Annotated in this window: 12 protein-coding genes and 1 pseudogene; 9 read left to right on the top strand and 4 right to left on the bottom strand. The window is 68.6% G+C overall.

What is annotated here, in order from left to right:
- A pseudogene (locus GV832_RS22690) lies at positions 1-119 on the top strand (IS30 family transposase); the annotation flags it as partial.
- Positions 120-167: 48 nt separating this feature from the next.
- Positions 168-641: a hypothetical protein gene (locus tag GV832_RS12390; protein ID WP_354001959.1), complete on the top strand. Its 474-nt coding sequence runs from the start codon at positions 168-170 to the stop codon at positions 639-641.
- Between the two features lie 237 nt (positions 642-878).
- Here the strand turns inward: GV832_RS12390 and GV832_RS12385 are convergent, their stop codons facing one another.
- Positions 879-1,535, bottom strand: coding sequence for a peroxiredoxin (locus GV832_RS12385; protein WP_168775184.1), 657 nt, complete (start codon positions 1,533-1,535; stop codon positions 879-881).
- 250 nt (positions 1,536-1,785) lie between these two features.
- Here GV832_RS12385 and GV832_RS12380 point away from each other — a divergent pair, with 250 nt between their 5' ends.
- Genes GV832_RS12380 through GV832_RS12370 form a run of 3 tightly spaced genes read left to right on the top strand, consistent with a single transcriptional unit; the run spans position 1,786 to position 6,032 of the window.
- Entirely contained in the window at positions 1,786-3,234 is a 1,449-nt protein-coding gene (locus GV832_RS12380) for an aldehyde dehydrogenase family protein (RefSeq protein ID WP_168775192.1), read from the top strand.
- The gene (locus tag GV832_RS12375) at positions 3,231-4,046 is read left to right on the top strand and encodes a phosphotransferase family protein (RefSeq protein ID WP_168775183.1); all 816 of its coding nucleotides are present in this window, start codon (positions 3,231-3,233) and stop codon (positions 4,044-4,046) included. Before GV832_RS12380 ends, GV832_RS12375 begins: the two co-directional genes overlap by 4 nt.
- 42 nt (positions 4,047-4,088) lie before the next feature.
- Positions 4,089-6,032 carry an oxidoreductase gene (locus tag GV832_RS12370; RefSeq protein WP_168775182.1) on the top strand — a complete coding sequence of 648 codons (1,944 nt, stop codon included), beginning with the start codon at positions 4,089-4,091 and terminating at the stop codon, positions 6,030-6,032.
- A gap of 106 nt (positions 6,033-6,138) precedes the next feature.
- Here the strand turns inward: GV832_RS12370 and GV832_RS12365 are convergent, their stop codons facing one another.
- Both GV832_RS12365 and GV832_RS12360 read right to left on the bottom strand, forming a co-directional pair.
- The gene (locus GV832_RS12365) at positions 6,139-6,666 is read right to left on the bottom strand and encodes a hypothetical protein (RefSeq protein ID WP_168775181.1); all 528 of its coding nucleotides are present in this window, start codon (positions 6,664-6,666) and stop codon (positions 6,139-6,141) included.
- Between the two features lie 111 nt (positions 6,667-6,777).
- A complete protein-coding gene (locus GV832_RS12360; protein ID WP_168775180.1) occupies positions 6,778-8,640 on the bottom strand; it encodes an acyl-CoA synthetase in 1,863 nt (620 codons plus the stop codon).
- Positions 8,641-8,766: 126 nt separating this feature from the next.
- Between GV832_RS12360 and GV832_RS12355 the strand changes: the two genes are divergently transcribed.
- On the top strand, positions 8,767-9,237 hold the full coding sequence (locus tag GV832_RS12355) for a hypothetical protein (RefSeq protein ID WP_168775179.1): 471 nt from the start codon (positions 8,767-8,769) through the stop codon (positions 9,235-9,237).
- Here the strand turns inward: GV832_RS12355 and GV832_RS12350 are convergent.
- The gene (locus tag GV832_RS12350) at positions 9,212-11,008 is read right to left on the bottom strand and encodes an ABC transporter transmembrane domain-containing protein (RefSeq protein ID WP_168775178.1); all 1,797 of its coding nucleotides are present in this window, start codon (positions 11,006-11,008) and stop codon (positions 9,212-9,214) included. The two genes, GV832_RS12355 and GV832_RS12350, sit on opposite strands and share 26 nt — an antisense overlap.
- Before the next feature lie 105 nt (positions 11,009-11,113).
- Here GV832_RS12350 and GV832_RS12345 point away from each other — a divergent pair, with 105 nt between their 5' ends.
- The 3 genes from GV832_RS12345 (at position 11,114) to GV832_RS12335 (ending at position 15,075) form a co-directional block, all read left to right on the top strand.
- Entirely contained in the window at positions 11,114-12,055 is a 942-nt protein-coding gene (locus tag GV832_RS12345; RefSeq protein ID WP_168775177.1) for a threonine ammonia-lyase, read from the top strand.
- A 63-nt stretch (positions 12,056-12,118) separates the two neighbouring features.
- A complete protein-coding gene (gene pcaD / locus GV832_RS12340; RefSeq protein WP_168775176.1) occupies positions 12,119-12,898 on the top strand; it encodes a 3-oxoadipate enol-lactonase in 780 nt (259 codons plus the stop codon).
- A complete protein-coding gene (locus tag GV832_RS12335) occupies positions 12,895-15,075 on the top strand; it encodes a primosomal protein N' (RefSeq protein WP_227754387.1) in 2,181 nt (726 codons plus the stop codon). The genes pcaD and GV832_RS12335 overlap by 4 nt, the downstream gene beginning before the upstream one ends.
- The last annotated feature ends 67 nt before the right edge of the window (positions 15,076-15,142 follow it).

Here is a 15,142-nt window from a genome sequence, read left to right as displayed (position 1 = left end):
AGACCCCACGGAAGTGCCTGGGCTTCCGAACCCCCGCCGAAGTCTTCCGCGCCCATGTCCTTGGCCGAGGTCATCGCAAGGCGAAACTCTCCACCAAACCAAAGTCGCATCTGGGCTAGCGCGCCCACGCGCTGAACCGGAATTACGCCGACCCGAAGCTGATCGTCGTGGCCCAGGACCTGGCCCAGCACATGGAGGCGCAGTTCCCCGGCACGGTCACCCTGACCCTGGACGGCAGTTTTCCGCTTTTCGACGGCGTGCCCCTCTTGCCGCATCTGAGCCATGACGACGGCGAGAAACTGGACCTGGCCTATTACTACGAGGGCGCCGAGGGTTACGTTCCGGGCCGGACGCGGTCTCCCCTGGGCTATTTCGCCTTCGAGCAAGGCCCCACGGACTGCCCGCCCCGACGGCTGACGCTGCGCTGGGACCTTGACTGGCTGCAGGGGCTTTTCCCCGACCTGGCGCTGGACCGGACCCGCACGGCCGAGGCCTTGCGGGTTCTGGGCCAGGACCCTCGCCTCGGCCGGATCTTCGTCGAGCCGCATCTGCGGGAGAGCCTGAGCGTCGGGGGCGCGCGCTTCGGCTTCCAGGGCTGCCGGGCGGCGCGGCACGACGACCACATCCATATCCAGCTTTAGGGCATATCCAGCTTTAGGGCTCTGCCGACTGCCCGGTCAACGCAAACCGGAACCCGCGCCCCGCCGACTGCGGGCTGGGCGCAGTTGCAACGGTCCCCGGTGGCCAAGGCGGGAAACGAAACCGCCGCCCGGACCTCCAGGCGGCGGCTGTCGCGCGCGATGATCCTGCAGTCGGCAGGGCCAGGGGTCAAATGGCAGAGCCACGGGGGCAGTCGGCAGAGCCCCGTGGCAATGAGCTTACTTCGGCGCCTTGGCGAAGCGCAGGTAGGGCAGCTTGATGTCCAGGGCGCCGAAACGTTCCGTCGCTTGTTCGTTGTTCAAGGCCAGGGCCACGATCACATCCTGGCCCGCCTGCCAGTTGGCCGGCGTCGCCAGGGGCACGCCATCGGTCAGGATAACGGCGTCCAGGGCCCGCAGGATCTCGGCGAAGTTGCGACCCACCGACATCGGATAGGTCATGGTCAGTTTGACCTTCTTGTCGCGGCCCACGATATAGACCGTCCGCACCGTGGCCGAATTCGCGGGCGTCCGGCCCTCGGTCGGCAAGTAGTAATCGGCGGGCAGCATGTCATAGGCTTTGGCGACCGTCAGCGAGGTATCGTCGATGATCGGGAAATCGGCCGGAGCCCCGCCAAAGGCCTCGATGTCGCGCTTCCACTCGGCGTGGTCCTCGACCGAATCGACCGAGACGCCCAGGACCTTGACCCCGCGCTTGGCGAATTCGGCCGAAAGCTGGGCCACCGCGCCGAATTCCGTCGTGCAGACGGGCGTGAAGTCGCGCGGGTGGCTGAAGATGATCCCGTAGTGATCGCCCAGCCAGTCGTGGAACTTGATCTCCCCAGCCGTGGAATTGGCGGTGAAGTCCGGAGCGATATCGTTGATGCGCAGACCCATGACGGCCTCCTGATGCTGTGTCTGGACCCTATCTATCCAGTAAAGCCCCCGGTTTCACCCCCCCGGATCAGCCCCTGCGACAAAAAGAACCCCCTTCCCCCCCGGTCCCCGCGCTTGGAACCGGCATCCTCTTTTCTCCCGCCGACAGAATTTGATCAAAATATGTCGCCGCCCGGCTGGACCTTTTTCCCATGCAACCTATGCTGGGAGAAAATGGAGGCCCGCCATGACCGAGACCGCGACCAATACCCTGATCACCCGCCGTGACTTCTATATCAACGGTCGCTGGACCGCCCCCGCCGCCCCGCGCGACTGCGCCGTCATCGATCCCTCGACCGAAGAACCCTGCGCGGTGATCTCCTTGGGCGACCAGGCTGACACCGATGCGGCGGTGGCCGCCGCCAAGGCCGCCTTCCCCGCCTGGGCCGCGACGCCCCCGGCCACCCGCCGCGCCGCCGTGGTGCGCATCCTCGAGCAATACGAGGCCCGCAAGGAGGACCTCGCCCGGGCCATCTCGATCGAGATGGGCTCGCCCATCGACCATGCCCGCGGCTCCCAGGCGCCCTGCCTGCCCTGGCACCTGACCAATTTCCTGACCGCTTTCGACGCCTTCGAATGGATCAAGCCGCTCGGCCCCCATGCCCCCGACACGATGATCGCCCAAGAGCCCATCGGCGTCGTGGGCCTGATCACGCCCTGGAACTGGCCGATGAACCAGATCGCGCTGAAGGTCATCCCGGCGCTGCTGGCGGGCTGCACCTGCGTGCTGAAGCCTTCGGAGGAGAGCCCGCTCAACGCCATGATCTTCGCCGAGTTCTGCCATGACGCGGGGATCCCGCCCGGGGTCTTCAACCTGGTGAACGGCGATGGCGCGGGGGTTGGCGCGCAGCTGACCACGCACCCGGATGTGGCGATGATCTCCTTCACCGGCTCGACACGGGCGGGCAAGGCGATCTCCAAGGCCGCCGCCGAGACGCTGAAACGGGTGATGCTGGAGCTGGGGGGCAAGGGCGCCAACGTGGTCTTCGCCGATGCCGACGACAAGGCGGTGGAACGCGGCGTGCGGCACATGATGGACAACTCGGGCCAAAGCTGCAACGCGCCCTCGCGGATGCTCGTGCAGCGCCCGGCCTATGACCGCGCGGTGGCCATTGCGGCCCAGGTCGCGCAAAGCATCCAAGTGGGCTCGGCCCATGACGAGGGCGACCATATCGGCCCGGTGGTGAACAAGCGCCAATGGGACCAGATCCAGGGCTATATCCAGAAGGGCATCGACGAGGGCGCGCGGCTGGTGGCCGGCGGCCCGGGCCTGCCCGAGGGCTTCAACCGCGGCTTCTATGTCAAGCCCACGGTCTTTGCCGATGTCACCCCCGGCATGACGATCGAGAAGGAAGAGATCTTTGGCCCGGTCCTCGCCATGATCCCCTTCGACACCGAGGAAGAGGCCGTGGCCATCGCCAATGACAGCCCCTATGGCCTGACCCATTACGTCCAGACCCAGGACGGCGCGCGGGCCAACCGCATGGCGCTGGCGCTGAAAGCGGGGATGATCCAGATGAACGGGCGCTCGCGTGGCGCGGGGGCCTTCTTCGGCGGGGTCAAGATGTCGGGCCGGGCGCGCGAGGGCGGGGTCTGGGGGATCGAGGAGTTCCTCGAATCCAAGGCCATCGGCGGCTGGGCCCTCTCCGCCGCCGAATGACGCCCGAGGCCCTGGCCCGGCTGTGCCCGGACCTGGCCGGGCAGGCCATCACGCCGCTTGGCGCGGGGTCGGATTGCAGCGCCTTTGCGGTCGGCTTGGAGGTCATCAAGCTCCCCCGCGACGCCCAGGCCCTGGCCCGCGAAGCGAGGGTCCTGGCCGTGGTCCGTCCCTTCGTGCGCCTGCCCCTGCCGGATCTGCGCTTTCACGCAGGACCGCCGCCCTTTTCGCGGCACCGGCTTCTGCCCGGCGTCCAGCTTCTGGCGCCGATTTACGACGCGCTGGGAACGCCCGACCGCGAGACCCTGGCCCGGGACCTCGCCCGGTTTCACGCCGATTGCCACGCCGTCCCCCATGGCCTATTGCGCCAGGCCGGGGCAGGTCCGGTAGCCCCCTGGCCCGCGCCCCGGCCCGAGATGCTAAAGCCGGTGCCCAAGGACCTGCGTCCGCAAGCAGAGGCGCTCTTGACCCTTTGGCAGGCCCTGCCCCCCGATCCCCTGGGCGAGGTCTGGGGCCATTTCGACGCCCATGGCTGGAACATGGCCTTTGATCCCAAGGCCCGGCGCCTCGGCGGCATCTATGACTTCGGCGACAGCGGCTTCGGCCCCCTGCACCGCGACCTGGCCTATTCGGCGCTGATCTCTCCCGACCTGACCCGGCGCCTTGGCCGCGCCTATGCGGACCTGACCGGGCGCGCCATCGACCTTGACCGCCTGGACATCCTTGCGGGTGCCCATCGCCTGTGGGAGCTGGCCGCCAGCCCCGATCCCTTCCAGGTTCAGGCCTTCACCCGCTGGGCTGCGACTAAAACTTGACACATGTGTCAAGTCAAGGCAGCCTGCTCACAGGAGGCCCCCATGCACAAACACCTCACCTCTCCCCTGACCCTGCGCGGCCATGTCTTGCGCAACCGCATCGTCTTTGGCGCCCATACGGCCAACATGTCGGACATGGGGCTTCCGGGGCCGAGGGCCAAGGGTTACTGGGTCGAACGCGCCAAGGGCGGTGCGGCCATGATCGTGACCGAGCCTGTGCCTGCCCACCGCACCGGCGTCCTGACGCGGGGCAACTACCTGGCCCAGGATGACGCCATCATCGCGGGCTTCCGCGAGGTCACCACGGCGGTCAAGGCCGAGGGCGCGGTGATCCTGCAACAGATCTACCACATCGGCGCCCATGGCGATTCGGACCTGTCCTTCGCGCCGCATTGGTCGCCCTCGGGCCTGCCGTCCTATCATGACTCCGACGGCTCCCACGAAATGACCGGCGCCGAGGTGCAGGAGCTCTTCGACGCCCATCTCTCCGCCGTCCATCGCGCCCGGGACGCGGGCTTCCAGGGCGTCGAGGTCTGGGCCGCCTATCACTCGCTGATCGACCAGTTCTGGACGCCCTGGAGCAACCGCCGCAGCGACCAATGGGGCGGCAGCCTCGAGAACCGCACAAGGTTCTCGCGCGAGCTTATCGCCGCCATCCGCCGCGACTGCGGGGCCGATTTCATCATCGGCCTGGCGATCTCCTGGCAGGAAAGCCCGGTCCTGCTGTCCCAGGATGATTTCTGCGAAATCATCGCTTTGCATGACACCGGCGATGTCGATTACGTCACCGTGGGCGCCGGCGGCTACATGGATTTCGAGAGCATCATCCCGCCCTTCACCCATGGCGAAAAGCTGACCACCTCTCTCACCGCCCGCCTGAAAGCCCAGGCGAAACATGCCAAGATCACCTCCGAGGCGGGCATCCGCACCCCCGACAATGCCGAAACCGTCCTGGCCAGCGGAGAGGCCGACCTTGTCTCCATCGTGCGCGGCCAGATCGCCGACCCACACCTGGCGCGGAAAACCATGGAGGGAAGGGCCAGCGATATCCGCCCCTGCCTCTCCTGCAACCAGATGTGCTGGGGGCGCCGCTCGCGCGATTACTGGATCTCCTGCCTGATCAACCCCTCGGCCGGGCGCGAGTTCGAATGGGGCGGCGACCGCTTTACCAAGGCCACGCCCCGCGATGTCCTGGTCGTAGGCGCGGGCCCCGCGGGGCTCGAGGCCGCCCGCGCCGCCGCCGAACGCGGCTTCCGCGTCGAGATCGTCGAGGCCCTGAACCAGATCGGCGGCCAGTTCCGCCTGGCGGGGATGCAGCCGCGCCGGGCGCAGATCCTCGACCTGATGGACTGGTACGAGCGCCAATTCGTCAAGCTCGGCGTGACCCTGCGGCTGAACACCTACCTGGACGATCTGTCAGACCACCCGGCCCAGACCGTGATCCTCGCGACCGGGAGCCTCCCCGACGAGAGCGGCTTCCAGCGCTGGAATCCCTCCGGCGCGGTCACGGGCCCCGGCATCTGGTCGCCCGAAGCCGTCATGCGGCGCGAGGCGCGGCTGGGCGACGTGGTGATCCTTTACGACGAGGGCTCGAACTGGCGCGGCGTCGGCACCTCCTGGACCCTGGCCGAGCGCGGCCACAAGGTCATCCATGTGACGCCCGAGGCCTATGTCGGCAAGGAGATCACCCGCACCGCCGCCGACCTCGCCACCCGCAAGCGCCTCGCGCAGCTGGGGGTGGAGTTCGTGACGGAAAGCGGCATCGCGGCCTGGCATGGCAATGGCGCCACGATCCGCGGCCTTCTGACGGGTGAAGAGCGGCAGGTCGCTGCCTCTGCCCTCGTCATGGCCACGACCAACCGCGCCTTCGACCCCTTCCCGGCGCAAATCCCCGGCAAGACCCTGCACCGGATCGGCGATTGTGCCGCCCCGCGCCTGGCCGCCTATGCTTTCCACGAGGGCCGCAAGGCGGCGCTGGCCCTGTAAGCGAAAAGGGGGCCGCAAGCCTCCTTGGCGCGGCGCAGCCGCGCCCCCTCCGACCGAATGGGAAGGCGGCTGAAAGCCGCCTCCCCAGGCGGTCGGACAGACCCGCTCAGTTGAAGGGATTGCTCGGCCCGGTGATCGCGTCGCCGCAGTCCAGGAGTTTCGAGATCGAGGCCGAAGACCCCGACAGCGAGTAATCCTTGACCGGCGTGCCATCGCCCGACCGCAGGTGCAGCGTATTGCCGCGCGCCACTTCCACGACGAAATCCCCGGCATTGTCGGCCGCAGGCAGGTTGAACAGCACCGACTGCTTGTACAGCTCCGCCGCCGTCAGCGACCAGGGCGAGCGGCGGTCGATCTCGACCTCCAGATCCGCCGTGTCCCCCTCGCCGAAATCCCACTCCTCCGAGTAGAACTGCAGCCGGATCGAAGCGTCCTGGAAGATCCAGATGGTAAAGCTCTCGCCCGGGTCGGCGACCTCTGCCAGGCAGGCATAGCTGCCATCGTCGAAAGTCACTCCCTGGACGCGCCAGGCCTTGTGCGTAAAGAGCGTGTCCGTCCGGTCAGCCAGTGCCGGCGCCGCCGTCAGCCCCAGGCTCGCCACGAGCGCCAGGCGGCACAGGGTCGCGAATCTCATCTTCAAACCTCCCGAATCAAGATATGCGACCAGAATGAATCACCGCCCGCGATTCCCGCAACGGAAAACTGTCGTTGCCCGGCGCAAGGACGACGGGTGCGACTTCCGGGCCTAGGGCGCGGGTTCCCAGGGCGTGGCAAAGGCGCCAAGGACGGCGCCCGCGTCGCCCTCGCCCGCGACCCGCGCGACAAGGCCGCGCTTGCGGTCCTCGACCACTTCGCTGACGCGCGCCGAAATTCCCGCCTCGGCCAGGGCCGCGTCATAGACCCGGGCGATGGCCGCCTTGCGCAGCTCGTTCTTGAGTATCTTGCCCACGGCGGTCTTGGGCAGGGCGGGCAGGATCTCGACATGTTTCGGGATGGCCGCGCGTTCGGTGATATGGGCGCGGCAATGCTCGAGAAGCGCCTCGGGCGTGGCGCTGGCGCCCTGGACCAGCTCGACATAGACGCAGGGCAGTTCCCCGGCAAAGCTGTCGGGCTGGCCGATGGCCCCCGCAAGCGCCACGGCCGGATGGCCCGCCAGGGCCTCCTCGATCAGGCCCGGGTCGATGTTGTGGCCGCCCCGGATGATCAGGTCCTTGGCGCGGCCGGTGATGTAAAGATAGCCCTGCGGGTCGATGCGCCCCAGGTCGCCCGTCCGCAGGAAGTCGCCGTGAAACAGGCCCTCGTTGCGGCTGGGCTCCAGGTAGGTCCCCCCCGGGATCACCCCGGGGTTCGAGATGCAGATCTCGCCGATCTCGTCCACCGCGCAGTCCTGCCCTTGGGGCCCCACGATCCGGACCTTCGTATGGGGGAAGGCAAAGCCCACCGAGCCGATGCGCTTTTCCCCCTCGGGCGGGTTGACGGCGACGAGGCAGGTGGCCTCGGTCAGGCCATAGCCCTCGATGATCTGAACCCCGGTCGTCTTCTGGTATCGTTGGAAAAGTTCAATCGGCAGCGGAGAGGACCCCGAGAAGGTCCCCCTCAGGGTTGAAATCTTCGCATCGACCGGGCGCTGCATCAGGGCCGCCAGGGCCGTGGGCACCGCGATCAGATAGGTCACCCCCCAGCGTTCCACCAGCTTCCACAGGTTGTCGAAGACCCCCGCCCCGCGATAGCCCTGCGGCGTCGGAAAGACGACCTGAGCGCCCGAGGCGATAACCGACATCAGGATCGGATAGGCGGCAAAGACATGGAACAGCGGCAGGGGACACATCAGCACATCCGAGGGCTTGAACAGAAGCCGCCCTCCCAGCCAACCGTTATAGACCATGCCCGAGACCCGGTGCTGCGCCACCTTGGGCATCCCCGTCGTGCCCCCGGTGTGGAAATAGGCGGCCACGCGGTCCTCTTCGGGGTCGGCAAAGCCCAGGGTCGCGCTTTGCGCCGCCAGCGCGCGGGCAAAGTCCATGACGCGGGCCCCATGCGCCACGCTTTGCTTCGGCCGCAGGAAAAGCCCCGCGATCAGCCCCTTGGCGAAGGGCAGGTAATGCGCAAGGTCGACCTCGAGCACGGTCTTGACCCCCGGTGCCTCCTCCAGCGCCTTCGCCACCTTCTGCGCCACATCGGTCTGCGGGAAGGACCGCAGGGTGACGACGACCTTGGCCCGGGTTTCGCGCAACAGCCCCGCGATCTGTTCGGGCTCCAGAAGCGGGTTGATCGGCGCCACGATCCCCGCGACCATGCCGCCCAGCAGGGTCACCACCGTCTCCAGCGCATTGGGCAGGATATAGGCCACGGTATCGCCCGGCCCCACGCCCAGGGAGCGGAAGAGGTTCGCCGCCCGCGTCACCTCGGACAGAAGCTGATCCCAGGTCAGCGTCTGCGCCTTGTCGCCGGGCCCCGAGGTCAGCTGGTAGCTGACCGCGGCCTTCCCCCCATGGGCCGCGGCCGTCCGGCGCAGAAACCCATGCATCGTGCGCGCGACGTCCAGGCTCTGCCACTCCCCCTCGGCCTCGATGGCCAAAAGGTCCGCCCCGTTGCGGAATTGCGTCATGATCTCCTCCCCTGCCATCTCCCGTGGCTTTTCCCCAAGATGGGTGAGCCTCCGGCTTTTGCCAAGCAGCTCCTTGCGCAAAGCCCCGCGCCCGCGCTAATTCCGTTGCGACATTCGGAGGATCGCATGGCTTGGGACCAATGGACGGCGGATTGCGGCGCCTGCGCGGCGCTTTGCTGCATCCACCTGCCCTTCGACGAAGGCCCCGACTTCGCCCATGACAAGCCGGCCGGGAAGCGCTGTCGGCACCTGGCGGGGCGGGATTGCAAGCTGCATGGCCAGCTGGAGACCAAGGGCTATCCGGGCTGCGCACGCTATGATTGCCTGGGTGCGGGCCAGAGGGCCACGGCCTTGGGGGGCGAGGCCGAGGTCTTTGCCGCGCTCCGCCGCCTGCATGACGATCACCTGACGCTGGCGGCCGCAGGCCAACTGCCCCTGCCGCCCGAGGCCGAGGCCGAGCGGCTCGGGCTCCTGTCGCATATCGGCGCCAGCGAGGACCTCGACGCCGCAGCCGCGCTGGCCTATGCGACGAGCCCCCTGCCCGCCGAGGTCCGGGCCTTTCTGAAGGGCCTTAAACCGCTTCTGTCCCGTCGGTGAACTGCAACCGCGCCAGCCGCGCGTAAAGCCCGTTCTGCGCCACCAATTCCTCGTGACGCCCGATCGCGACGATGCGGCCCTGGTCCATCACCACGATCCGGTCGGCGCGCTTCACCGTCGCCAGCCGATGCGCCACGACCAACAAAGTCCGCCCCTGGGCCAGGGCATCCACCGCCTGCTGCACCGCGCGTTCGCTTTCGGCATCCAAGGCACTGGTCGCCTCGTCCAGCAGCAGAACCGGCGCATCGCGCAGGATCGCCCGGGCAATCGCCACGCGCTGCTTCTGCCCGCCCGAGAGCATCACCCCGCGCTCGCCCAAGGGCGTGTCATAGCCCTGCGGCAGCGCGGTGATGAAGTCATGCGCCGCAGCCGCCCTGGCCGCAGCCTCGACCTCGGCCCGCGTCGCATCGGGGCGGCCAAAGCGGATGTTTTCAAAGGCCGAGGCCGCGAAGATGAAGCTCTCCTGCGGCACAAGCGCGAATTTCCGGCGGAACTCGGCGCGGTTCATCGCCCGCAGATCGACGCCACCCAGCGTGATCACCCCCCGGTCGGGGTCGTGAAAGCGTTGCAGAAGCTGGAAGATCGTCGACTTCCCCGCGCCCGAGGGGCCGACCAGGGCCACGGTCTCGCCGGGATGGATGGTCAGGCTGACCTCCTCCAGCGCGGGCGTGTCGGGACGGGTCGGATAGCGGAAGGTGACGCCTTGGAAGCCGATCTCCAGGGGGCCATCGGGCACGGCGACGCCCCGCGCGGGGTCCGACACGCGGTCCTGATCGCCCAGGATCTCGACCAGGCGCTCCGTCGCCCCCGCCGCGCGCTGGAGCTCACCCCAAACCTCTGACAGCGCCCCAAGCGCGCCCGCCACCATCACCGCATAGATGACGAACTGCACCAGCTCCCCGGCGGTCATCACCCCCTCGCGCACGTCATGCGCCCCGATCCACAGGACCCCCACGACCCCCGCAAAGGCCAGGAACATCACGACAAAGGTCATCACCGCCCGGAGCTGCACCCGCCGCAGGGCCGAGGCAAAACCGCCCTCGGTCACCTCGGCGAACTCGCCCCGGGTCGCGGCCTCATGGGTGAAGGCCTGGACGATCTGCACCGCGCTCAGCGCCTCGCCCGCCTTGGCGCTGCCCGCCGCCATCCAGTCCTGGTTCTCGCGGGAGGAGGCCCGCAGCCGCCGCCCCAGGATGATGATCGGGATGACCACCCCCGGCACGACCAGCGCCACCAGCCCCGTCAGCTTGATCGAGGTCAGCATCAGAAGCACCATCCCCCCGATCAGCGTCAACAGATGCCGCAGCGCGACCGAGACCGAGGAGCCGATCACCGACAGGATCAGCGTCGTGTCCGTGGTGATGCGGCTCAGGATCTCGCCCGTCATCATCTTTTCGAACCACGACGGGCTCATCCCCATGACCTTGTCGAACAAGGCCCGGCGGATATCGGCCACGACCCGCTCCCCCAGCCTTGTGACGAAGTAATAGCGCGTGGCCGAGCCAAGGGCCAGGATCAGCGCCACCGCCATGGCCGCGCCGAAATACTGGTCCAGCATCTCCGCCCGCTCCATCCCGAAGCCGTCGACGACCCGCCGCACCGCCATGGGCAAGAGCAAGGAGACCCCCGCCGTCAGGACCAGCGCAATCCCCGCAACGACCCCCATGCCCCGATAGGGCGCTAGGAAAGGCGTCAACCCCCGCAGGGCCGAGACCTTGCGCGACTTCGGACGCTCGTCGTCACCGGGTTTGACCGCCGTCGCATCTGCCATGGTTCCCTCCGTTTGCAGGCGGTTTATGTCCCGCGCGGGCGCAAGGCAAGCAGGGCTTTCCGTCGCAGTGGCCCGGGGGTAGGATGACGCCGAAAGGGGCAGCTCATGACAACACGCGCTTTGGTGCAGGCCGCAGCCCTGCGGATGGGGCCCGATGTCCGCCGGACCCCGCTTTTGCATGCCCCGCTTCTGGACCGGATCGCCGGGCGCCGCGTGCTGGTCAAGGCGGAAAGCCTGCAGGTGACGGGCAGCTTCAAGCTGCGCGGCGCCTGGGCGGCCTTGTCTGCGCTGCCCAAGGGGACGGGGGTGCTGGCCTATTCCTCGGGCAACCATGCCCAGGGGGTGGCCTATGCCGGGGCCTGTCTGGGGATGCCGGTCGTGGTGGTCATGCCCTCGGATGCGCCCTCGGTGAAGATCGCCAATACAAGGGCTTACGGCGCCGAGGTCGTGCTTTACGACCGCGCGACCGAGGATAGGGCCGAGATCGGCGCCCGCATCATGGCCGAGCGCGGCCTGGTGCTTGTCCCGCCCTATGATCACCCCCAGGTCATCGCGGGCCAGGGGACGGTGGGGCTGGAGATTGCCGGACAGGCCAAGGGCCTCACCGCCGATGTCCTCGTCTGCTGCGGCGGAGGCGGCCTGACCTCGGGCATCGCCTTGGCGCTGGAGGGCACGGGGCTCCGCGCCCGCCCGGTGGAGCCCCTGGGTTTCGACGACATGGCGCGGTCCTTGGCGGCGGGGAGGCCGCTTCGCAATCCGGCGCTCTCGGGCTCGGTCTGCGATGCGATCCTGACGCCAGAGCCCGGGGCGCTGACCTTTCCCATCCTGCATCGGCTGGCAGGCCCGGGCCTGGTGGTGACCGACGACCAGGCGCTGACGGCCATGGCCCTGGCCTTCACCCATCTGCGCCTGGTGCTGGAGCCCGGCGGCGCCGTGGCCCTTGCCGCCGCCTTGTTTGCCGATGACCTGCCCGAGACGGTCATCGCCGTGGCCTCGGGCGGCAATGTCGACCCCGCGATCTTTGCCAAAGCCCTTGCGATGGCTTGACCTTTCCCGATCTTTCCGAAGGCCCAGACAGCCGATAACCGCCCTCTCTTGACCAAAGGCCACATGCACGTCTTCCTTCCCGATCTTCGGCTGAACGCCCGCCTTCATGGCCCCGAAGGCGCCCCTGCGCTGGTGCTCTCCCATGCGCTTGGCACCGACCTGACCATCTGGGACGACCTCCTTCCCCTCCTCCCCGGCCTGCGCATCCTGACCTATGACCACCGCGGCCACGGCGCCTCGGATGTGCCGAAGGGCCCCTATGCCATGGGTGCGATGATCCGCGATGCCGAACGCCTGATGGAGCATTTCGCCCTGAAGGACGCGGTTTTCCTCGGCGTCTCCCTCGGCGGCCTCGTCGCCCAGGGCCTCGCGATCAAGCGCCTGGACCTGGTCCGCGCCTTGGTCCTCTCCAACACCGCCGCAAGGATCGGCGCCCCCTCGCTCTGGCAAGCCCGGGCGGAGGAGGTCCGCACCCAGGGCCTCGCCGCCTATGCCCCCGGCGCCCTGCAACGCCAGCTTGGGCCGAAATGGCGCGACCACCCGGCCCGCGACAGGCTGGAAACCCTCCTGACCGGCACCTCTACGGAAGGCTGGTGCGCCGCCGCCCAGGCCATCGCCGGGGCCGATTTCACCCTGACCACCCCGACGCTCCGCCTGCCGACCCTCGTCATCGCGGGCACCAACGACGGCACGACCCCGCCCGACCTGGTGCGCGAGACCGCCGAGATGATCCCGGGCGCCCGCTTCACCCTCCTGCGCGGCACGGGCCACCTGCCCATGGTCGAAAACCCCAAAGCCTATGCCGAGACCCTGCGGACCTTCCTGCAAGAGATCGGCCATTGACCGACCGCCATTACCCCCCTCGCGCCCGCATCGGCGTCCTGACCTGCGAGCCCATCGGCCGGGTCCTGGACTACCTCGCCCCCGAAGGCGGCTGCGGCGACGGCGACTTCCTGGAGGTCCCGCTCGGCCCCCGCAAGGTCATGGGCGTCGTCTGGGGCCCGGGGGTCAGCGATTTCGACGTGACCAAACTCCGCCAGGCCTTCCGCATCCTCGAAGCCCGCCCCATGCGCGCTGAACTCCGCGCCTTCCTGGCCCGCGCCGCCGATTACACCCTGACACCGCTCCCCGCCATGCTGCGGCTCGCCACCCGCGCCCCCGGCCTCGGCCTGCCGCCCACCACGCGGCGCACCTACCGCCTCGCGGGCCCCGTCCCCAACCGCCTGACCGAGGCCCGGCTGAAAGTGGTCGAGACCCTGCGCACCACCCCCCTCCTGACCCTGACCGAGCTGGCCGAGGCCGCAGGCGTCTCTCCTTCTGTCGTCAAGGGCTTGGTCGCCCTGGGCGTCGTGGCCGAAGAGGACGCCCCCCGCGACCTGCCCTATCCGCGCCTCGATCCCCTGCGCCCCTCGCGGCTGGAGGGCGACCAGGTCGCTGCCGGAGAGACCCTGCGCAAGACGGTCAACGGGACCTATTCCACCACGCTGCTCAAGGGCGTCACGGGCTCCGGCAAGACCGAGGTTTACCTCGAAGCCGTGGCCGAGACGCTGAAACAGGGCCGCCAGGCCCTTGTCCTCCTCCCCGAAATCTCCCTGACCGGCGACTTCCTCGCCCGCGTCGAGGCCCGCTTCGGCGCCCGCCCCGGCGAGTGGCACTCCGGCCAGACCATGACCGAGCGCCGCCGCCTCTGGCGCATGGCGGCAGAGGGCGAAGTGGGCCTCGTCGTCGGCGCCCGTTCCGCGCTTTTCCTGCCTTTCCAGGACCTTGGCCTGATCGTGGTCGACGAGGAACACGACACCTCCTACAAGCAAGAGGAAGGCGCGCTCTATCACGCCCGCGACATGGCCGTCCTGCGCGCCTCGATCCTGGGCTGCGCGGTGGTGCTCTCCTCCGCCACGCCCTCCTTGGAAAGCTGGGTCAATGCCCAGTCCGGCAAATATGCCCGCATCGACCTGACCTCGCGCCATGGTCCCGCGGTGATGCCCAAGATGCACACGATCGACCTGCGCGCCGAGAAGCTCCCCCCCAACCGCTGGATCTCCGAGCCCCTGGCCCGCGCCATCGACAAGCGCATCGGCCTGGGCGAACAGAGCCTCCTCTTCCTCAACCGCCGCGGCTATGCCCCCGTCACCGTCTGTCGCGCCTGCGGCAACCAGATCGGCTGCGACCATTGCGACGCGCGGATGGTGGAACACCGCTTCCTCAAGCGCCTCGTCTGCCACCAATGCGGCGAGACCAAGCCCCTGCCCGAGACCTGCCCCGCCTGCCAGGCCACGGGAAGCCTCGCCCCCATCGGCCCGGGGGTGGAGCGCCTGGCCGAAGAGGTCGCCGCCCGCTTCCCGACCGCAAGGGCCGAGGTCCTCTCCTCCGACCTCTTCACCACCGCCCGCGCGCTGAAGGACAAGATCGCCGAGATCGCCAACGGAGGTGCCGATATCATCATCGGCACCCAGATCGTCGCCAAGGGCCACAATTTCCCCAACCTGACGCTGGTGGGGGTGATCGACGCCGACCTCGGCCTCCAGGGCTCTGACCTCCGCGCCGCCGAGCGCACCTTTCAGTTGATCGCCCAGGTCTCAGGCCGCGCAGGCCGCGCCGACAAGCCCGGCACGGCGCTCTTGCAGACCTGCGCGCCGGACCACCCGGTGATCCAGGCCATCCTGAAAGGCGACACCGAGGCCTTCTGGAAAGCCGAGGCCGAAGGCCGCCGCCAGGCCCAAGTCCCCCCCTTCGGACGTATGGCAGGGATCATCCTCTCCTCGCCCAATGTCGAAGAGGTCTTCGATTTCGGCGCCGAACTGGCCCGCCGTGACGGGCCCCTGCGCGCCGTGGGGGCCATGGTCTTCGGCCCCGCCCCCGCCCCCATCGCCCGCATCCGGGGCCGCCACCGCGTCCGCCTCCTGGTCAAGGCCGACAAGACGACCCCCCTGCAAGCCGCACTCCGCGCCTGGGTCGGCCAGTTGAAACAGCCGCCCAGCCTGCGGCTGGCCATCGACATCGACCCGCAGAGCTTCCTCTGACCATCGGGGGGCTGCCGCCGCCCGGCCCCCCACCTGTCATGCTTGGGCAAATACTCATCCCCCCATC

It is taken from the genome of Stagnihabitans tardus, assembly GCF_009925085.1.
Lineage (GTDB): Bacteria > Pseudomonadota > Alphaproteobacteria > Rhodobacterales > Rhodobacteraceae > Stagnihabitans > Stagnihabitans tardus.
Note: the sequence above shows the minus strand (reverse complement) of the source record. Positions and strands in the feature narration are given on the sequence as shown.